The organism is Bacillus sp. 01N45, assembly GCF_056399205.1.
This window is the reverse complement of the sequence record NZ_JBFTQW010000016.1, coordinates 1-20,940: the sequence shown is the minus strand read 5'-3', so window position 1 is coordinate 20,940 and position 20,940 is coordinate 1. Positions and strand designations below refer to the sequence as shown.

The 20,940-nt window shown below is 36.5% G+C and carries 18 protein-coding genes, 5 tRNA genes, 2 rRNA genes and 1 riboswitch; of the genes, 8 read left to right on the top strand and 17 right to left on the bottom strand.

Annotation, left to right across the window (positions count from 1 at the left end; translation table 11 throughout):
• Nucleotides 1–57 precede the first annotated feature (57 nt).
• From AC1DMU_RS26245 to AC1DMU_RS26230, 4 genes are all read left to right on the top strand, one after another.
• The gene (locus tag AC1DMU_RS26245) at nt 58–966 is read left to right on the top strand and encodes an NAD(P)-dependent alcohol dehydrogenase (RefSeq protein WP_087984968.1); all 909 of its coding nucleotides are present in this window, start codon (nt 58–60) and stop codon (nt 964–966) included.
• A gap of 80 nt (nt 967–1,046) precedes the next feature.
• Nucleotides 1,047–1,161: riboswitch (SAM riboswitch) on the top strand.
• Nucleotides 1,162–1,246: 85 nt separating this feature from the next.
• Complete coding sequence (locus tag AC1DMU_RS26240) at nt 1,247–2,059, top strand: MetQ/NlpA family ABC transporter substrate-binding protein (protein ID WP_088061693.1); 813 nt, start codon at nt 1,247–1,249, stop codon at nt 2,057–2,059.
• A 12-nt stretch (nt 2,060–2,071) separates the two neighbouring features.
• A complete protein-coding gene (locus tag AC1DMU_RS26235; protein ID WP_088061692.1) occupies nt 2,072–3,112 on the top strand; it encodes a methionine ABC transporter ATP-binding protein in 1,041 nt (346 codons plus the stop codon).
• Nucleotides 3,087–3,755, top strand: coding sequence for a methionine ABC transporter permease (locus AC1DMU_RS26230; protein ID WP_088061690.1), 669 nt, complete (start codon nt 3,087–3,089; stop codon nt 3,753–3,755). The genes AC1DMU_RS26235 and AC1DMU_RS26230 overlap by 26 nt, the downstream gene beginning before the upstream one ends.
• A gap of 37 nt (nt 3,756–3,792) precedes the next feature.
• Here AC1DMU_RS26230 and AC1DMU_RS26225 read toward each other — a convergent pair whose 3' ends face one another.
• Nucleotides 3,793–4,569 carry an SDR family oxidoreductase gene (locus AC1DMU_RS26225; protein ID WP_088061689.1) on the bottom strand — a complete coding sequence of 259 codons (777 nt, stop codon included), beginning with the start codon at nt 4,567–4,569 and terminating at the stop codon, nt 3,793–3,795.
• 460 nt (nt 4,570–5,029) lie between these two features.
• On the opposite strand from AC1DMU_RS26225, the gene AC1DMU_RS26220 reads away from it, so the two are divergent.
• The 4 genes from AC1DMU_RS26220 (at nt 5,030) to AC1DMU_RS26205 (ending at nt 8,625) form a co-directional block, all read left to right on the top strand.
• Nucleotides 5,030–6,331 (top strand): DUF5068 domain-containing protein, encoded by a 1,302-nt coding sequence (locus AC1DMU_RS26220; protein ID WP_088061687.1) that lies wholly within the window; start codon nt 5,030–5,032, stop codon nt 6,329–6,331.
• A 140-nt stretch (nt 6,332–6,471) separates the two neighbouring features.
• Nucleotides 6,472–6,963 (top strand): RNA polymerase sigma factor, encoded by a 492-nt coding sequence (locus AC1DMU_RS26215; RefSeq protein WP_088061685.1) that lies wholly within the window; start codon nt 6,472–6,474, stop codon nt 6,961–6,963.
• On the top strand, nt 6,963–7,874 hold the full coding sequence (locus AC1DMU_RS26210; protein ID WP_088061683.1) for a sigma factor regulator N-terminal domain-containing protein: 912 nt from the start codon (nt 6,963–6,965) through the stop codon (nt 7,872–7,874). Before AC1DMU_RS26215 ends, AC1DMU_RS26210 begins: the two co-directional genes overlap by 1 nt.
• A gap of 244 nt (nt 7,875–8,118) precedes the next feature.
• Nucleotides 8,119–8,625 (top strand): DoxX family membrane protein, encoded by a 507-nt coding sequence (locus AC1DMU_RS26205; RefSeq protein ID WP_087984974.1) that lies wholly within the window; start codon nt 8,119–8,121, stop codon nt 8,623–8,625.
• Nucleotides 8,626–8,696: 71 nt separating this feature from the next.
• Here the strand turns inward: AC1DMU_RS26205 and AC1DMU_RS26200 are convergent, their stop codons facing one another.
• The 16 genes from AC1DMU_RS26200 to AC1DMU_RS26125 all read right to left on the bottom strand — a co-directional run.
• Nucleotides 8,697–9,263, bottom strand: a complete 567-nt coding sequence (locus AC1DMU_RS26200) for a DUF4256 domain-containing protein (RefSeq protein ID WP_088061681.1) — start codon at nt 9,261–9,263, stop codon at nt 8,697–8,699.
• 117 nt (nt 9,264–9,380) lie between these two features.
• Entirely contained in the window at nt 9,381–11,345 is a 1,965-nt protein-coding gene (locus AC1DMU_RS26195; protein ID WP_088061679.1) for a S9 family peptidase, read from the bottom strand.
• A 269-nt stretch (nt 11,346–11,614) separates the two neighbouring features.
• Complete coding sequence (gene glmS, locus AC1DMU_RS26190; protein WP_088061678.1) at nt 11,615–13,417, bottom strand: glutamine--fructose-6-phosphate transaminase (isomerizing); 1,803 nt, start codon at nt 13,415–13,417, stop codon at nt 11,615–11,617.
• Nucleotides 13,418–13,429: 12 nt separating this feature from the next.
• Complete coding sequence (locus AC1DMU_RS26185; protein ID WP_033659100.1) at nt 13,430–13,615, bottom strand: hypothetical protein; 186 nt, start codon at nt 13,613–13,615, stop codon at nt 13,430–13,432.
• 286 nt (nt 13,616–13,901) lie between these two features.
• On the bottom strand, nt 13,902–15,248 hold the full coding sequence (gene glmM / locus AC1DMU_RS26180; protein ID WP_088061676.1) for a phosphoglucosamine mutase: 1,347 nt from the start codon (nt 15,246–15,248) through the stop codon (nt 13,902–13,904).
• Complete coding sequence (locus tag AC1DMU_RS26175) at nt 15,241–16,740, bottom strand: CdaR family protein (protein ID WP_088061674.1); 1,500 nt, start codon at nt 16,738–16,740, stop codon at nt 15,241–15,243. The genes glmM and AC1DMU_RS26175 overlap by 8 nt, the downstream gene beginning before the upstream one ends.
• The gene (gene cdaA, locus AC1DMU_RS26170; RefSeq protein WP_088061673.1) at nt 16,733–17,554 is read right to left on the bottom strand and encodes a diadenylate cyclase CdaA; all 822 of its coding nucleotides are present in this window, start codon (nt 17,552–17,554) and stop codon (nt 16,733–16,735) included. Before cdaA ends, AC1DMU_RS26175 begins: the two co-directional genes overlap by 8 nt.
• A 249-nt stretch (nt 17,555–17,803) precedes the next feature.
• Complete coding sequence (gene rocF, locus AC1DMU_RS26165) at nt 17,804–18,697, bottom strand: arginase (protein WP_088061671.1); 894 nt, start codon at nt 18,695–18,697, stop codon at nt 17,804–17,806.
• Between the two features lie 209 nt (nt 18,698–18,906).
• On the bottom strand, nt 18,907–20,052 hold the full coding sequence (locus AC1DMU_RS26160) for a glycerate kinase (protein WP_142291669.1): 1,146 nt from the start codon (nt 20,050–20,052) through the stop codon (nt 18,907–18,909).
• Between the two features lie 157 nt (nt 20,053–20,209).
• Nucleotides 20,210–20,282: transfer RNA gene (locus AC1DMU_RS26155), tRNA-Lys, on the bottom strand.
• A gap of 46 nt (nt 20,283–20,328) precedes the next feature.
• Nucleotides 20,329–20,394: transfer RNA gene (locus AC1DMU_RS26150), tRNA-Val, on the bottom strand.
• A 10-nt stretch (nt 20,395–20,404) separates the two neighbouring features.
• Nucleotides 20,405–20,479: transfer RNA gene (locus AC1DMU_RS26145), tRNA-Glu, on the bottom strand.
• Nucleotides 20,480–20,501: 22 nt separating this feature from the next.
• Nucleotides 20,502–20,574 (bottom strand) — tRNA-Thr (locus AC1DMU_RS26140).
• 4 nt (nt 20,575–20,578) lie between these two features.
• Nucleotides 20,579–20,653: transfer RNA gene (locus AC1DMU_RS26135), tRNA-Asn, on the bottom strand.
• A gap of 9 nt (nt 20,654–20,662) precedes the next feature.
• A 5S ribosomal RNA gene (gene rrf / locus AC1DMU_RS26130) occupies nt 20,663–20,778 on the bottom strand.
• 49 nt (nt 20,779–20,827) lie between these two features.
• Nucleotides 20,828–20,940, bottom strand: a 23S ribosomal RNA gene (locus tag AC1DMU_RS26125); the annotation flags it as partial.

The following is a 20,940-nucleotide window of genomic DNA, read 5'->3' as shown; positions in this document are numbered from 1 at the left end:
TTTAATGAAGGTTTTAAATATGATGTAAATAACAACAACTCATTTCAGGAGGTCATTATGAAGGCGATCATTTGCACACAGTATGGACCACCTAACGTTCTTCAGCTTCAAAATATAGAGAAACCTACACCTAAAAAGAACGAAGTATTAATTAAAATTCACGCAACAAGTGTATCGACTGGAGATTGTAGAATACGCGGTTTTAATAGTCCCCTCTTATTTTGGATTCCTATGCGGATCATATTAGGTTTCAGAAAACCGAGAAACCCTATACTCGGCGTAGAGTTATCCGGTGAAATCGAAGAAATAGGAACAGATGTAACTCAATTTAAAGAGGGAGATCCTATCTTTGCATTAACTGGCCTTCATGCTGGTGCTTATGCTGAATATACATGTGTACATGAAAGTGGATTAATAACATTAAAACCTACCAATGTGACGTATGAAGAAGCGGCAGTTATTCCTTTTGGTGGAACTTCAGCATTGCATTTCCTGAGAAAGGGCCGTATAAAAAAAGGGCAACAAGTGCTCATATATGGTGCCTCCGGATCAGTAGGAACAGCTGCTGTACAACTTGCTAAATATTTCGGTACGACCGTTACGGCTGTTTGTAGTAATTCAAATTTTGAACTCGTTCAATCTTTAGGAGCTGATAAAGTAATTGATTATACGAAAGAAGATTTTACTAAGCCGGGCGAGCGCTACGATATTATATTTGATGCAGTTGGGAAGTATAAAAAATCCCTTTGTACAAATACATTAACATCCAATGGAAAATATGTATCTGTTAATGGAATGATGGCCAAGGTAAGTAAAGAGGATATGATTCTATTAAAAAAACTAGTCGAAACGGAAAAACTAAAGCCCGTTATTGATAGAACTTACCGATTAGAAGAAATTGCTGAAGCTCATATGCATGTGGAAAAGGGACATAAAAAAGGGAATGTTTCCATTACCTTAAAATAAAATATATTCAGAAAATAATATTGACAATTCTATTTGTAAGATTTACTATTAGTACCATATTAAAAAACTACATACACATACTCTTATCAAGAGTGGCGGAGGGACTGGCCCGATGATGCCCGGCAACCGAGCTTATGACGTATAAGCTAAGGTGCTAATTCCTGCAAAACGAGTTTTCGTTTTGGAAGATAAGAGAGAAACCTATTTTGTCTATTCGGCACCTCTCTTATTTTTGAGAGGTGCTTTTTATTTTGGAACGTATATGAAGGGGGAACTATAGATGAAAAAAGTATTATTGAGCATTGTAAGTGGAGCTGTATTATTGTTAGGTGCATGTGGTGCTAATTCTGATAAAGAGGTAAAAGCATTAGATGAGAAAAAGGTTACTGTCGGTGTAACGGGTGGACCGCATGAACAAATTTTTGAAAAGGTAAAAGAAGTGGCAGCGAAAGACGGTCTCGAAATTGATGTAAAAGTATTTAATGATTATGTAGCACCGAACGTATCTTTAGATGAAAAAAGCCTCGATGTAAATAGCTATCAAACGAAATCTTATTTAGACGTATTTAAAGCTGAACGCAATATGAAATTAACTGAAGTATTTTCAACAGTAACATTCCCTATGGGCGTATATTCTAAAGACATAAAAGATGTAAAAGACTTAAAAGAGGGCGACGCAATCGCTGTACCAAATGATCCAACGAATGAACTTCGAGCTTTAAAACTATTTGAAAAAGCAGGCGTTTTAAAAGTGGATCCAAAGGCTACAGAAAAAGCGACTGCGAAAGATGTAATTGAAAACCCAAAGAAATTAAAAATTGTTGAATTAGAGGCATCTCAATTACCGACACAACTAAGTGAAGTGAAAGCAGCTGCAATTAATACAAACTTTGCATTAGGTGCAAAATTAAGCCCTGCGAAAGATTCTATTTTCCGTGAAGGAAAGGATTCACCATATGTAAACTGGGTCGTTGTTCGTACTGAAAATAAAGATGATGCTGTTGTAAATAAATTAAAGAAAGCTTATCAATCTAAAGAAGTAAAAGAATTTATCGAGAAAAAATTTGATGGTTCAGTTTTACCATCTTGGTAGGAGCTGACGATAATGATTGAATTAAAAAATGTATCCAAAGTATTTACAACAAAAAAAGGGAATGTAGAAGCTCTTAAACCTACTTCCCTTCAAGTAAAAAAGGGCGAAGTATTTGGAATCATTGGATATAGTGGCGCTGGTAAAAGTACATTAATTCGATGTGTAAATTTATTAGAAAAACCAACGACAGGAAATATCATTGTAAACGGCCAAGACTTAACAACTTTATCAGCAAATGAACTAGCAAAATCGAGACAAAAAATCGGAATGATTTTTCAAGGATTCAACTTACTTAAAACTGTGACAGTTTATGAAAATATCGCATTACCGTTACGTCTATCTGGTCTTCCCAAAAATGAAATTGAAAAAAGGGTAGAAAAGTATTTACGTATTGTCGATCTTTTTAACCGAAAAGATGCATATCCGAGCGAACTTTCTGGCGGCCAGAAGCAACGTGTTGCCATTGCACGTGCACTATCACATGAACCGGAAGTGTTATTAAGCGACGAAGCAACAAGCGCTTTAGACCCAGAAACAACTGATTCTATTCTCGACCTATTATTAAAGATTAATGAAGAAATCGGGATCACAATTTTATTAATTACACATGAAATGAATGTTATCCAGCGTATATGTGACCGAGTTGCTGTTATGGAACATGGAGCAGTAGTTGAAAGCGGGACTGTGAAGGATATCTTCACAAACCCACAGCATAAAACAACGAAAAAATTTGTAAACAGCGCCTTTGCAGCTAAAATTCCAGGAGAGGTACAAAAAGAACTACAAACTACCGGTGAAATTGTAACTCTCTCCTTTATAGGGAATGCTTCAGGAGAGCCAGCATTAGCTGTTGCTACAAAACGTTTCCAAGTGTATCCGAATATTTTATCCGGTAATATTACACAGCTAAAACATGAAGCATATGGGAAACTGATTATTCATATGCAAGGTGAAAAAACTGAAATAGACCGTGCTTTATCATTTTTACAAGAGCAAGGGATCATCGTAGAAGGAGGTAGAACAGATTATGGGAAACAAGTCCTTTTTGGATGAATGGGGTAAAGTCATATGGGAAGCAACCATTCAAACATTTCAAATGACATCTATTTCACTATTCATCTCTATCCTTATTGCACTACCACTTGGCGTCACGCTTGTTTTAACGAGACCTGGTGGACAACACGAAAATAAAATCATTTATCCAATTCTTAATACAATTATTAACGTTATTCGCTCTCTTCCATTTATCATTCTACTATTCTTTATTTTACCTTTTACAAAGTTTCTAATGGGAACATCCATTGGTGTGCAAGGTGTCATCGTACCGCTTGTCGTCTTCACTGCTCCCTATATCGCAAGATTGATGGAGACAGCATTATTAGAAGTCGATCGTGGTGTTATTGAAGCTTACCAAGCAATGGGCGTTTCTACTATAAAAATCATTTGGCACGTTATGGTGAAAGAAGCTCGTCCCTCCCTTGTACTTGGGTTAACAATCGCAACAATCGGCTTAATTGGCGCAACAGCAATGGCTGGACTTGTAGGTGCTGGCGGTCTTGGTGATTTAGCATATCGATTCGGCCATTTACGCTACGAACCGGAAGTAATGTATGCAACAGTCTTTATTTTAATTATCCTCGTTCAAGGGTTGCAGTCTTTAGGAAATGGTGTTGCACGAAGATTGAAGAAAGATTAAAAAAGAAGGTATCTCACTAGGGTGAGATACCTTCTTTTTACCTTTTAAATCCACCTTCAGAATGAATAACTTGTCCAGTAATCCATTCTGCTTCTTCACTTACTAAAAACTTAATGAGTCTTGCCGCGTCCCTCGGCTCACCAATTCTACCAAAAGGAAACATCGGCTTCAATCCTTGCTTTATCTCTTCAGTCATCCAGCCTGTACTAGTTGGACCTGGATTAATTGCATTCACTGTTATACCTAGGTGGGCGACTTCAGCTGACAACGAACTCGTAAGGGCATCAATAGCTCCCTTCGTTGTTGCATACGCTAGCTCTCCAACCATAGGCCCTTGAAATTGTCCCGACGTCATATTCACAATTCTACCACCAGATTTCTTATCAAATCCTCGGGCAAATTGACTACTTAACAATGTAGTTGCACGAACATTTACTATGTAGTGCTTATCTAATTCTTCAGCAGTCAAATTAGAGAAATCATTATTTGTAGAATACGCTGCATTATTAATTAATATATGAGGGTAGCCTAGTTGTTCAGTAACTTTATTTATAAGCTCTTTCGGTGCATCATTCTGAGTTAAATCTAACTCCATACTCGATACTTTCACACCGTTTTTTAGTAACTCTTCTTTTAATTGTGTTTGTTCACTTTGATCAACGCCCCAAGGCATTTCTTTATCGTACGCTGTCCAATACGTAAAAAATATATCGTATCCTGCTTCAGCTAACTCTTTACAAATTGCTGCGCCTATACCATCTAGACGACTTACACCTGTAACAACTGCTATTTTATTTTTTAATTGATTCATCATATACTCCTCCAATTTAAAGGACGCATACTTTATATAAGAGATATGAATTTCCCTACACATTATCCTTACAAAAGGGATGTACAAACCGAATATGCAGTCCTTGAATGATTTACAGATAACTAAATAAACCCTCACTTATGAGAGAAAAATTTATCTATCTAGTTTCTAATCATTACAAGCTCATCCACATATTAAGTCCTTGTCCCCTTTCCATATATCTCTATTTCTATCATACCAATATGATGTAATATTTCAAATGATAAAAAAATAAAAATCGATATTCCATGGCGATCTTCCACTAATTTTAATATATTACAATAACTAAATAATTAAAATAATTAGAAAAACACTGGTAAATACTGGCTACATTTTTTATAATAAAATGTGGGGCTAATGTGAGAGTTGTAAACGGTCTGATTATACAGACTCAACTAGTTTTAAACAAATAGGGGGAAGAAACATGTCAAAAAAATTACTTTCTTTATTTTCTACAGTAATCGTAGCAGCGTTTGTAATAACTGGCTGTGGTCAAAGCGATACGACAAATAAAGAACAAAAAGAAAATACAACAAAAGAGAGCAAAACAGAAAAAACGGATACAACGAAAGAAAATAAACCTGAAGATAAAAAATCCGAAGATAAAAAAACTGAAGATAAAAAGCCTGAAAATACAGCTACTAGCTCAAGCGATTACTCTAAGCTGATTTCCTATATGGAAAAAGAAACAGGTGGTAAAACAAAAGTTCTTTTTGAAAATAAGGAACCACAAGTGTATAAAGCTGAAGATGTTTCAGTATCAATGAACGGTTACACATTAGTTGAATTAAATGGATTCCATACAAACTTCGACATTCCGTTTAATCGTCAAACAGAGGGCGGAGTTATTCTTGTGAACTACAGCGTAAAAAATAGTTCAGCTAAAGATATTTATTATATGCCAGCATTGGACATGTCATTTACTGGTGCGCAGAAAACGTATAGTAACTATAAAGATTTAATTCCAAAAGAAGATCAGCTACCAACTAAGCTTGCTCCAACGAATGATTACTTAGTAAAAGCAGGGGAAACTATTACTGGTTATATCGCGTATCCATTCGGAAAAGATGATCTAGCGAAAATCTCAAGTCTCTCAACAGTCTCAGTCACAGTCCCAACTGCACAAGCTAATAAAGGAAAATTTGATGCTCCAATCGGAAGTCCTGGAAGCTTTTCATTAAGTTTAAACAAACAAGGTGCTGAAAAGGTTGCAACAGATAACACTTTCTACCAAGATAAAGCTACAGCTAATAACATGGGCGATAAAAAAATGTTAAAAGAGAAATCAAGTATTAATAACAGCCAAGAATTAGGCGCTGTTAATGTTACATTAGACGGATACCAATTCACTCAATTCACACCAAATTCCGTCGAAGCTCCACGCTTTGCAAATTTTAAAAACGGTCTTGTTCTGTTAACAGTAAAATTCAAGCTTGATAACAAAGATGCTCAAGACGTTTCACTATCTCCTATAAGCTCTACATTAAGAGTGAATGATGGTACACAATATACGATTAATGAAGGTATGCTATTAAATTATGACTATAATGCTTCAGTCAAAACAGGAACATCTGGAGAGTTACTACAAGTATATATTTTAGATCAAGAGCAGTATGAAAAGATTTGGAAAGACAAAAGCTTTGAGATTGAGTTAGGACCTATGAGAAATAAAGAAGCTAAAGATATTTCACAAGGTAAAAAAGTTAAATTTACATTACCTAAATAAATTACTAAGTATATATTAGAAAAGGCATATAACATATGATTGTTATATGCCTTTTCTATTTGTATAAAGAACAAAATTTTAATTTAAGTGTATACATTTATCATTACCTATCCGTTGTATAAGTGTAGGGAGGAAAAGTGATGGGAAAAGAAAATATATTGACCTCCTATCTTATCAATTTAGGGGAGGAAGTGTTCAAACTACTATTAGCGAAAGGGGCTATAAAAGAAGATGCAGAAGACATCATCCAAAATACCTTCTATAAAGTATACACATTGCTAGATAATCTAACCGAGAGTAACATACGTCCATGGTTTTTCAGAGTCGCATTAAACGAATACATTGACTTGAAAAGGAAAAAAGAGCAACAAAACATTTATTTAACTGAAGAGATTTATTCAAAATTACAATATACAGACCGAGAATTAGACGCTGTTTTAAATAAAGATGAGATTTTCTATCTATTAAAAGATATAAAACTAGAATATAAAGAAGCTTTCTTTTTAAAGTACTACTACAACTTTTCATATGAGGAAATCGCCCTAATACTAGATATTCAAGTAAACAGCGTCAAACAAAAGTTACATCGTGCACGTAAAGCAGTTCACTCAAAAATAGGAGGAAAATCTTAATGGATACTTCTTTAAAAGATGCATTAAAAAAAGCTAAAAGGAAACATTTATTTAAAAGTATCATTACCTCTATGATCGTTGTAATCATACTTATCCCTATACTTTATAAAGTTGGCAATTACTTCGCAGCAAAAAGCTCTACGAAGCTTCACGAACGACTCTTTTTACATAACGCAATTGCAGAACCGAATGTACAAATTAACTCTCAAGTAACGAGTAATTCATCCATGTTTGGCGGCAACATTATATCAAATCGTTCTAAAAATATTAATGGTTACGTAGTCCCGTGGAATACATTAACAAGCTCCTATGGTTGGATCCGTATCAATATCGATTCCAATGAATTAACGCCTGGTTTTTATTGGTCCAATAAAGAGTTCTATGAGTACGATAAACAAACAAAGAAAAAATTTGCAACATTTTATAATCCCGCTATTAAGGAATATTTTGATGGAGTCCAAAATGAATTAGGGGAAGTTTCACAAATGAACAACTATGTTGCCGAAGTTGCTATCTCTTTCAACCAGCCCTACACACTACAAGAAATTAAAGAGAAGATTCCAGACAACTTAAACATTGTATGGTTATACATGACCTCACCAATTGGAGATGAAAGTAAAGGACCCGCTGGTATGCCAATTTACGGATTTAATCCAGACAAGTCCCCTGAAGAAGCGTACAAAGAGTTCGTTGATTCACTTAACCAATACGATGACGATGGACATGACGAAGATATCCAGAAGTTTTTAAAATCAAACAAGGACAAACCATTCGATCAAGTGAAAATCTTAGGGGTTATGCTAACAGGAAAAACAGAAAACTTTAAGGCATTAGAAAACCAAGACTTTATTCGCGGTGCTTCTGTAGGGGTTACTGCACAAGTTGTTCCTTATATAAAACCGGAGAAATAATAAGGAAAAGACAAGATAAACTAATAATAGCTAGTTAAAAGAACATACATGAATCTGTTTACTATGGGAGCTACATATTTTAGTGAAGAGCTCCCTTCATGAATTGTTCACCTCCAAACAATTCATTTACAAATACTTTATGTACAAATGAAAAATCATAATTTTTGTTCACACTTTATCCATTGTGAATCTTTTCACAATGGATATATAATAAACATGTAAATAAAATATTGGAGGGATTTCAATGGTTATCAATTTTTTAAGAACTGATAAACGTGCTGCTTTCATATTATTATTTTTAAGATTTTACATAGGATATGCATGGCTCACTGCTGGGATAGGTAAAGTTTTCGGACAATCTTTTGATGCAAGTGGTTTTCTAAAGGGCGCTATTGCTCAGGCATCAGGTGATCACCCTGCCGTACAAAGTTGGTGGGCAGATTTCCTTCAACACTTTGTTCTTCCAAACGCAGACCTATTTAGCTTTTTAGTTCAATGGGGAGAAATTTTAGTAGGTCTAGGTTTAATTTTAGGTGGATTAACAAAAACTGCTGCATTCTTTGGAATTATAATGAATCTTTCATTTTTACTAAGTGGAACTGTTAGTGTAAACCCAAATCTGCTTATTTTAACTATGTTCATTTTAGTTGCAGGTCATAACGCTGGACGTATTGGATTAGATGGCTATGTTTTCCCTAAACTTTTCCGTAAAAACAACCATGAAACATATAAGTTAAGTAAAACTGCGTAGTAACCGTTTACTTTTAAAATATAAATAAAAAAAAGAGCCTAAGTATAGGCTCTTTTCTACTTACTCCAAATTTAAACTCTTAACGAACCACGAAATCCTCTAGCAGCATAGTAGGAATCTGCTCCATTGTGGTACACAAAAACGTGTCCAAATCGATAATCGCAAAATAGAGCACCACCGAGTTCTCGAATATCTGAAGGCGTTTGTACCCAGCTTGATGATTTCATATCGAAATCCCCAAGCTGTTGCAACTCTCGATATTGTTCTTCCGTTAATAATTCAATGCCCATAGCAGTTGCCACATCAATAACGTTATTTTCTGGTTTATGTTTTTTTCTTGACTCTAACGCTTCAAGATCATAGCAAAGGCTTCTGCGCCCTTTAGGACTCTCCTTTGAACAATCACAGAAAGTATACTCGTCCTTCTCTTCATCATAAGCAACAATATCCGGCTCACCGCCAGTTACTTCCATTTCATAAATTGACCATAATTTTTCAGTATTAGTAGCCAGCTTCACTTCAACTTTATCCCATTCAAGACCTTCATGGCGGTTCATGTTTTTCTCAAAACGAGCTTGTAATACTTTTAATAGTTCTTCACGTTGTTCTACAGATAACTCATTTTTATTCTCTGTCATATTAGTCCTCCGAATTCCGTTCCCTATAATCATTTAAATCTTCTCAATAATGGTTTGCATACAGTTTACAACAATCTGATACAATTGCACAACGAAAAATCCCTGTGCGGATATCCATTATATAGTACGAAAATCTTTCATGCTTTCTCCAAGAATATAGTGTGAAAACCACATCAAGTTCTGCTTCATAATAGCCACATTCATTCCTGGCTGATTCGAACTATATGCCATTCCTTTAAATATAATTAACTCCGTATCAACTTCCATATCTCTTAACCCTTCATATAGCTCATATGCATTTGTAATTGGAATTCTTACATCCTTTTCCCCATGTTGAATTAAGGTAGGCGTACAGGCTGATTTAATATATGTCATTGGTGATGTTTTCTTATATACCTCTGGATCATTCCATGGAGTATTTCCTAAATACATGCTAATAAAGTAAGGGATATCTGTATTTACATAATGGGTACTCCAGTTCGTAATGCCGCCCCCAACTGAAATAGCTTTAAATCTACTGCTACATGTAGAACAGAAAGCTGATATATATCCTCCGTTACTCCATCCCATAACCCCTACTCTCTCTTTATCTACAATCCCTTTTTCAACTAGTGCATCCACTCCAGATATAACATCATCATAATCAGCAAGTCCTTGTTTTCTATAGTTTGCTTTTAAAAATTCATTACCATAACCAGAACTTCCTCTATAGTTTGGCTCTAAAACGATAAAGCCTTTGTCGATAAACTGTTCAATCGGATATTTCTCATTAAAACAGTCTGAAAATATCGGAAAGGACGCCCAATTCGGACCACCATGGATTACTACTAATAAGGGATATTTTTTATTTGCGTCAAACTCTACTGGGGTTGATAAAACTCCTTCTATTTCCAGTCCATCACTACTTTTCCATGAGATGATTTCTCTGTTACTTTTAAGCCTTCCTTCGAAAAAGCTATTTTCATTTGTTACTTTTTTATCATCCAAATAGATTTCAAAGGTTTCATTTGTTATAGCCTTATTATAGGTTATATGATTGCCATCCCTTGTTATAGAGGCATCCATTATAAAGCCATCTACTTTTTCGCTTAACATTTCCACAGTGCCATCCTCACATAGCAATCCAATACGATAATTCGTTTTATCCTGCCATCTAATTAAAATCCCTTTAGCTGTCCACTGTAATGGCATAACCGTACTATCAAAATTTGTTAAAGGTTGAATTACCTCTCCAGTATTCATATCATATATCTCTAATGTATTATCTTGTATATGATTTCTATAGTAATCCTTCTCTCTTATGCTTGCTGCGTAACATATTTTATCTTCCTCAGGAGAAAAGCAGACGCTCGCTCCTAACAACTTATCTATATTCATCTTTTGTAGTTCCCCAGCTCTAACATCTAATATATATATATCACCATTCATATAATCGTTTAAGCTTGGTGTAGCCATACATACAACCTTTTTCCCATCATTTGAAATATCAAAGTTATGTATATAAAAATCCTTACCATTCGTTAGTTGATAAATACCGCTAACTTTCCGTTCCTGTTTATCATTTTGTATCACTTTTTCTATTTCAACGTAGTATAAACAATTATTCCGATGTTCCTTACCTACATGGTGAAAATCTCCATATAGTCCCTTACGTTTCTTTATTTCCTCACATTCTTTTGACTGTGCAATATAATAAAAACCTTTACCAGTAGGCTCCCATTTGAATGTATTAACTCCTTCCTTCTCATCCGTAATTTGAATCTCACTACCACCTTCTATTGATTTAACAAAGATCTGATTTGTATTAGCCCCCTCACCGCTTGGGCTAAGGTATGCAATGCTCTTGGAATCTGGAGACCATAATGGATGTATACTATCTATATCCCCATTTGTTAGTGGATAACTCTGCCCTTTATCTGCTTCATATATCCATACATGATTTCTATACGTATTGTCTTCCCAGTTAGCGCTCTTCTTAACAAATGCTACGTTTTCGCCATCATCACTTATGTTTGCACTTGATAAGACCGGTAATGAAATAATCTCTTCTATACTTAAATATGTTTTTGCTTTCACTTTCATATAATAAGCCCCCTTGTAATGTCCATGAATCTATTGTCTCTTCTTGTCGTAATAAAGGAAATTGTTCACGAATACTTAAAATGATAACGGAAAATTCAGATAAATAAAAGTGAATCTGATAAAGTTAAAATTTAATCTATAGGGTTCTATCCACTTACCAATTTTAGATGTTCTTTTTCAGCACAAAAATACCCCTTTAGATAAAATATCTAAAGGGGTACAAATTCGTAAATTTATTTTAAAGCTATATTTATTAACCTACCAATCTCCTACTCAACAGTAACAGACTTAGCTAAGTTACGTGGCTTATCAACGTCACACTCGCGGTGAAGTGCTGCATAGTATGAAATAAGTTGGAATGGAATAACTGCTACTAGCGGTGCTAATGCTTCGTGTACAGCTGGTAATACGAAGCTGTCACCTTCCATTTCTAAGCCTTTCATTGAGATGATACATGGGTTTGCTCCGCGTGCTACTACTTCTTTCACGTTACCACGAATTCCAAGGTTTACGTGCTCTTGTGTAGCAAGTGCGATAACTGGTGTACCATTTTCAATTAAGGCGATTGTACCGTGTTTTAATTCTCCTCCAGCAAATCCTTCTGCTTGGATGTAAGAGATTTCTTTTAGCTTTAACGCACCTTCTAATCCTACGTAGAAGTCTACGCTACGTCCGATGAAGAAACAGTTACGAGTTGTTGCTAAAAATTGTTTTGCTAATGCGTCCATTTCTTCTTTTTGATCACAAAGTTGTACCATTGCATTCGCTACAAGTCCTAATTCGTGTGTTAAATCAAAATCAAGAACTTCGCCTTTCGCTTTAGCAATGTCCGCAGCTAAAATTGAAAGTACCGCAAGCTGAGCTGTGTAAGCTTTCGTTGATGCAACTGCGATTTCTGGTCCCGCGTATAACGGAAGTGTATAATCAGCTTCACGAGAAAGTGTAGAACCAGGTACGTTTGTAATCGTTAATGCTTTATGACCCATTTCATTCGTTTGTACAAGTACTGCACGGCTATCAGCTGTTTCACCACTTTGTGAAATGTAAATGAAGAATGGTCTCTCTGTTAATAATGGCATATTATAAGAGAATTCACTTGCTACATGCACTTCAACTGGCATTTTTGCAAACTTCTCGATAAATTGTTTTCCAACAAGACCTGCATGATAACTTGTTCCACATGCAATGATGTAAATACGATCGCTGTCTAAAATTGCGTTACGGATATCTTCATTCAGTTCAATCTCGCCATTTTCATCTTGGTACTTTTGAATTATATTACGGATTACAAGTGGTTGCTCATCGATTTCTTTCAGCATGAAATGAGGGTATGTTCCTTTTTCAATATCACTTGCGTCTAATTCCGCTGTAAACGGTGCACGTTCAATCGTTTCACCTTGTAAGTTTTTAATTGTAATACTTTCTTTCGTTACGATTACGATTTCTTTATCCATTAACTCAATAAATTGATCTGTAACTTGTAACATCGCCATAGCGTCGCTCGCCACAACATTAAAGTTGTCACCAACACCTACTAATAGCGGGCTTTTGTTTTTAGCAACATAAATCATGTTTGGATTTTCAGCATCAAGTAATCCGATTGCATAAGAGCCATGTAAAAGAGATAGCGTATTACGGAACGCTTCTTCTACACTTAGTCCTGTGCTCACTTGTTGTTCCATAAGCTGTACGATAATCTCTGTATCAGTTTCACTTACGAACGTTACATCTTGTAAATATTCTTTTTTCACTAATTCATAGTTTTCAATTACACCGTTATGAACTAGTGTAAAGCGTTTTGATGTACTTTGATGCGGATGCGCGTTTACTTTGCTTGGAACACCATGTGTAGCCCAGCGTGTGTGACCGATTCCCACGCTTGCTGCTACGTTCTCATCTACGATTTCGCGAAGTTTTGCAATACGACCTTTTTCTTTGTATACAACAACACCGTTACCTGTTTGTACTGCAATACCTGCTGAATCATATCCACGATATTCTAGCTTTTCTAAACCTTTTAATAAAATTTCCTTTGCATCTTGCTCTCCAATAAATCCTACGATTCCACACATGTTTAGTCGCCGTTACAAATGCTTACATTGCTCTGCGAACATGTAACGACATAGTCCGATACCATTTTTATTTATACTAAAAAACGGATTACATATTGCTAGCCCTGTAAGCTTGTAACGGCTTTCACCTTCCTCTCGATTGGGTTTAAGTCCGTATATACTTATACAGCTAGTTTTCATCCGTTCCTTTTCTCTCATCACACTTTCACCTTTGTCCACTAAGTCACCTTAATGATTTAAGTAAAAGCTTGCGGTTGTGATGAACAACCGGGAGTCATCCGCCGAAATCTCGATAAACTCCACCTCGTCAACTACACTACTTGTAGTTCTGGCGCTTCTATAATTTACAATATTTCCTTTGAGAAAAAGAACAAGACCATCTTATAACAAACATGGATAAACCGTCAATGAAATTTTTTTCATCGTCTATAAAACATATGAAAAAGGAGCACTTTTTGTGCTCCTTTTCAATAAATTTATCGAATTATTCAGCGCCAACTTCAGCTTTCACAACTTCTACAATGCGATGTACATATGCGTCACACACTTCTTGTGTTGGTGCTTCTGCCATTACACGAATAAGTGGCTCTGTTCCAGATGGACGAACAAGAATGCGGCCATCACCGTTCATTTCTTCCTCTACAACACGAATAACTTCTTTAATTTTTTCATTTTCTAATGCTAGTTTTTTATCTGTTACACGAACGTTTACTAGTAATTGTGGGAATTTTGTCATCTCACCTGCAAGCTCAGATAATGGTTTTTTCGTCATTTTCATGATGTTTACCAGTTGAAGTGCACTTAACATTCCATCACCAGTTGTAATGTAATCAAGTAAGATAATATGACCCGATTGTTCTCCACCTAAGTTGTAACCACCACGCTTCATCTCTTCCATTACGTAACGGTCACCAACTGCTGTTTTATCACTTGTGATATTGTTAGCTTCAAGTGCTTTGTAGAAACCTAAGTTACTCATAACAGTTGAAACGACTGTATTATGCTTTAGTTGACCAGTTTCTTTCATGTACTTCGCACAAATAAACATAATTTGATCGCCATCAACGATGTTTCCTTTTTCATCTACAGCGATTAAACGGTCACCATCACCATCAAAGGCAAGACCGATATCAGCGCCTTTATCTTTTACTAATTTAGCTAATACTTCTGGATGCGTAGAACCTACTCCATCGTTAATGTTCATGCCGTTTGGTGAAGTTCCCATTGTTAAAATATCAGCCTCTAAATCCGCGAATAAGTATGGAGCTAAAGAAGACGTAGCACCATGCGCACAATCTAAAGCGATATGTAAACCAGAGAAATCTTCCTCTACAGTTTGTTTAATATATTGTAAATATTTTTGTCCGCCTTCAAAATAATCACTCACTTGTCCAAGATTTGTACCTGTTGGACGTGGTAGTTCATCAACTTCTTTGTCTAATAAAGCTTCGATTTCTGCTTCTTGCTCATCTGTTAATTTGAAACCGTCTGAACCGAAGAATTTGATTCCGTTATCCTGTACTGGATTATGAGATGCAGAAATCATAACACCTGCTTGTGCATCTAACGCTTTTGTTAAATAAGCAACACCTGGTGTAGAAATAACGCCAAGGCGCATTACTTCTGCTCCAGTTGATAATAGACCTGCTACTAAAGCTCCTTCTAACATATGTCCTGATATACGTGTATCACGGCCGATAATTACTTTTGGACGATCTGTATCTTTTGTTAATACATAACCACCAAAACGTCCAATTTTGAACGCTAATTCAGGTGTTAACTCCTGGTTCGCAACCCCGCGTACTCCATCTGTACCAAAATATTTACCCATTATGATTCGCTCCTTTTTCTGGCTCTTTTTGATTATCTACTGTTGGCTCTTGACTAGTTTCTTTTGTTGGCTCTTGACTAGTTTCTTTTTCTTTTTCTTTATCTTTATTTTGTTCCTGTTCCGTGTCAGGCTTAGGTTCAGGTTCAGGATTTTTTGGTTTTTCAGTTTGATTATCTTGGTTATTATTTGAATCTGGTTTTTCACCGTTACCCTGTACTTCTTTGTCTGGATTTTCTTTCTTCACAATTGTGACTTTAGCACTTTTTTGCTTTGGCTCTATTGAAATATTACCAGGACCGCTCACTTGAATAGAAACATCCTTCGTCCCCGGAGATACATTTTGCAGATTAATGGCTGCTGTTATTTGAGCAGCTGTTATTTTATCTACTATACTTGTTTCTCCTGAAATATCAACGCTTATCTTCCCATCTTGCGGCGAAAGTAGCTGCGCCGTAACATCTTTAGAAAGTCCATTTTTTTGAATTGATATACCATCAATCGTTCTTGTTTTCGTTTGTTTTGTTTTTTGCACTCCTACCGAAACCTTCACTTGATTCGGTTTTGCACTTGTTACACCCTTTGGCAATAAAACAGAGGTATCGAATGTTGTAGACTCTGTCAATTGACTAAGATCTACTTCGACCCCCTCTATCGATTGTATATTATCCAAGATATCTTTTGGACCTGCTATCGTTACTTCTCTCGGCTCAATGCTAATATTTGTAACGGCCAATCCTTCTGGTAAACTCCCCTTTTTCGTATACGTTACAGGAACAGTTTTTTCAGTATTATTGGCCGTAGCTTGCGTCGCCACATTCAATGTTACACTAATTTTAGATGGACTCGTTCTTACATTTAAACGTTTTCCTTCTCTATTGTATAATGTAACTTCGGCTGTTTTTGTAACAGTTTTATTAACACCTTTTAAATCAATATACGCCTTAGCAGATGAAATACTTTCAATTTCTTCTTTCGTCCCAACTACCTCAACAGTATCAGGTTTAATGTTTGATTTTTCGAGAGTAGAACCCGCTGGCATTTGATCCTCATTTGATAATTTTAAGTCTACATGGACGTATTTTCTCGCTTTTTCATGTAGGGTAATTTTAATCGTTGATGGCTGAACTGTTCCTTTCACATCATCTGGAAGCCCGTTCGTTTTCAAAGAAACTTCATAAGTTCCTTTTTCGCTATCTCTCAAATCAACTGGTATATCAAATTGTTTTTTCGCTTTTGCTGTAGCAACTGCTGCTTTTGGGCCCTCTAACTTCACCTTAACGCCCTCTGACGGAATACCACTTACAATATATTTCTCTTCATCATACTTAAGGTTAATGGCATAATTAGTTAAGGTTTCTTTCGCATCATTTCCGAAAGGTATTATCCCCGATGTCGTATTTTTTTCAGTTAAAGTCGCTGACATAAAAAGCATACACGCCAATAGTAATGAGATCCCTTTTAGAAACCAATGATTCTCCATTAACTTATCCATGACGCTTTCTCCTCCAATTCCATAAAGACGAAGAAGTCGTTTTTTCGTTCGCACTAAATTCAGCTAACAACATATCTTTCAGTTGTTCTGTCTTCAAATCACGATGCAACTTACCATTTTTCGTTAAAGAAATTTGGCCAGTTTCTTCCGACACAACTACTGTAATACTATCAGTAACTTCACTAACTCCCATTGCAGCGCGATGCCTAGTTCCTAGTTCCTTAGAGATAAAAGGACTCTCCGATAACGGAAGATAACATGCTGCTGCTTTAATGGTACTTCCTTGCATAATGACCGCTCCATCGTGAAGAGGTGTATTAGGAATGAAAATATTAATAAGTAATTCCGATGATACGTATGCATTTAGCGGAATACCCGTTTCCACATAATCACCCATACCGGTCTCTTTTGACAAAGTAATTAATGCACCAATTCTACGTTTCCCCATATATTCCGTCGCTTTCGCTATCGCTGTTGCAACGATTTCAGGTTCATCATCCTCATGAGTTCCAACACGCGAAAATAAACTCCCGCGTCCTAGCTGCTCAAGTGCTCTTCGCAATTCTGGCTGGAAAATAATAATAACGGCTAAAAATCCCCACGTTAATACTTGCTCAGTTAGCCAATAAAGCGTATGCAATTCAAGGAAAATACTGATCATCCGAACGACAATAATAACTGTAATCCCTTTTAAAAGTTGAACAGCTTTCGTCCCTCGGATTATGAGAATTAGCTTATATATAATAAACCATACAACGGCAATATCTAATACCGTACTAAGATATTTCAAAATGGTCGTATCTTCAAAAGGCATGCTAACCCTTCCTCCTACTTACGAGCAATTCTATCCATATATTGAAATATTGTTTTATGCTCTATCTGTATGTATTTCCAACAACTAGTTAATTATACCATACATGAAACAAACGACAATTACAAACAACCCCCCTTTCGTCTAAATTGGTAAGATGTCAAACATTATTATCGTACAGTATAATATAAATCATTATTATACTCTTATTTTCAAATAAAAAAAGCAACTTCTCAGTTGCTTTTCTTACATTTATTTTAGTTTTTCACCGAATAAAGAACCCATTAAAGCAACTGCTGTTGTTGCCGTTCTATTTCGCTCATCTAAAATGGTATTTACTTCAACAAACTCAGCAGATGTAACAATATCAGCTTCCGCTAACATTTCCATCGCTAAGTGGCTTTCACGATAAGATAGACCACCAATTACAGGCGTTCCAACTCCTGGTGCATCATGAGGATCAAGGCCATCTAAATCTAATGATAAATGCACACCATCAGTATGAGATAAATACGCGATTGTTTCTTCCATAACAGCAGTCATACCCATACGATCAATCTCGTGCATTGAGAATACTTTAATACCTTCATTGCGAATAAAGTCTTTTTCTCCTTCATCTAATGCACGTGCACCGATAATGACAACATTCTCTTTTTTCACCTTTGGATACGCCCCGTATAAATCTACAAGCGTTTGATGTCCATACCCTAAACTTGCTGCAAGTGACATGCCATGAATATTTCCAGATGGTGAAGTTTCTTCTGTATTTAAGTCACCATGTGCATCATACCAAATAACACCTAAATTTTTATAATGTTTCGCAACACCAGCTAATGTACCAATTGCGATACTATGGTCACCACCTAATACAAGTGGAAAACGTCCCTCTTCTATAATATGATCCACCTTACTTGCTAATTCGTTACATACAGTTGCAACTTGTGTAAGGTTTCTTAAGCTTGTATTTACATCTATTTCTTTTTCTCTCTCTATACATATATCTCCCATATCTTTAACGTTATATCCAATTTCTTCAATTCTTTCAATTACGCCTGCATAACGGATTGCACTCGGCCCCATATCTACCCCGCGACGCATCTGTCCTAAATCCATTGGAACTCCAATAACTGAGATTTCTTTTTTCATAGATAGTATCCCCCTTTTATGCCTTCACTAAATATTTTAAATCTTTTATATAGTCTGACTCAACTCGACATTTTTCTGTATGGATATACAAATTATTCACTTGTATTCGCCTTAAAAACCCAATTTCAAGACTATTCTATGTATAAAGTTAACTTAATGAAACAACTACCATCATTATTATTAAATAATAATAAAAAACACTCCTACATTTAGAAGTGTTTTTCTGATGCTATTTTCCATACTGCGGCAATATTCTTTGCTGTCATTTCGATATTCTCTTCCGCTACTTTATATGCCTCTTCTAATGTCATAGGACTCGCTGTAATACTAAATACTGCATCGATTCCTTTTTCATGAACAGCTGGATAATTCGGAGATACAGATCCTCCAATAGCAATGACAGGAATACGAAAATGCTTTGCACGCTCCGCAACACCTACAGGGGCCTTTCCATATGCTGTTTGTTCATCTATTCTCCCTTCGCCAGTTATAATTAAATCTGCACCTTCTATATGCTTATCAAAATTTGTATAGTCTAATACAATTTCAATTCCTCTCCGCAAGTTTCCCTTTAACACTGCAATAACAGCTGCTCCCATTCCTCCTGCGGCTCCTGCGCCAGGTATTTTAGATACGTCGCAAGATAAGTATTGTTTAAGGATATTCGCATAATGCTTTAAATTCTCATCCAGCTCTTTCATCATCTCTGCATTCGCACCCTTTTGCCTCCCAAATACGAAAGATGCTCCCCTTATTCCAACTAACGGATTATCTACATCACATGCTGCTTCTATCTTTATGTGCATTAAGCGTGAATCCATACATGAAAAATCAATAGCGACAATCGAATGTAATGTTCCTCCAGATGGCTCTATTACTTCCCCTTCCCCATTTATAAACCTGACTCCTAAAGCTGACAACATACCTGCTCCGCCATCATTTGTAGCACTTCCTCCAAGTCCTAAAATAATGTGCTCAGCTCCTTCGTCTAGCGCATGTAGTATAAGTTCTCCTGTTCCTTTAGTCGTTGTAATAAGTGGGTTTCGCTTTTTAACTGGAACATGTTGTAATCCTGATGCTGCTGCCATTTCAATAAACGCTGTCTTTTTATCTTTAGACATACCGTAAAAGGCTTGCACATGTTCTCTAAGCGGTCCTGTCACATGAAGGGGTATCATTCTTCCATCTGTAGCATCCACAAGTGAATCAACCGTTCCTTCCCCTCCATCTCCAATTGGTATTTTTACGTACTCTGCTTTAGGGAAAATTGCTCCAAATCCTCTTTCAATAGCTTCACATACTTTTATCGCTTTTAAGCTTTCTTTATATGAATCAGATGCAATAACAACTTTCACAATTATCCCCATCCTTTATTTTCGTGTTTTCTCCATTTTAAATGACAAATATGAAAGTTGTCTTTTTAAACACAAAAAAAGCTTACATCATATGATGTAAGCTTCTCTATTAGATGGAGCCTAGCGGGATCGAACCGCTGACCTCCTGCGTGCAAGGCAGGCCATGAAGGATTCGAACCTTCGACCCTCTGATTAAAAGTCAGATGCTCTACCAACTGAGCTAATGGCTCGTAAATGGCTGGGCTAGCTGGATTCGAACCAGCGCATGACGGGGAGTCAAATGACGGGATCGAACCGCCGACCCCCTGCTTGTAAGGCAGGTGCTCTCCCAGCTGAGCTAATCCTCCAAAAGTGGTGACCCGTACGGGATTCGAACCCGTGTTACCGCCGTGAAAGGGCGGTGTCTTAACCACTTGACCAACGGGCCAAAAATTTCAAAACTCTTCCCAAGCTTCCAACCGGGCTTGAACCGGTGACCTCTTCCTTACCATGGAAGTGCTCTACCAGCTGAGCTATGGAAGCATAATGGCTCCGCAGGTAGGACTCGAACCTACGACCGATCGGTTAACAGCCGATAGCTCTACCACTGAGCTACTGCGGAATAATAATAGCCTGGCAACGTCCTACTCTCACAGGGACAAGGTCCCAACTACCATCGGCGCTAGAGAGCTTAACTTCCGTGTTCGGTATGGGAACGGGTGTGACCTCTCTGCCATCATYACCARACTATTGAAGGYATATTCCTTCAAAACTAGATAACATTGCTACATATTATATGGTTAAGTCCTCGATCTATTAGTATTCGTCARCTCCACATGTCACCATGCTTCCACCTCGAACCTATCAACCTGATCATCTTTCAGGGATCTTACTAGCTTACGCTATGTG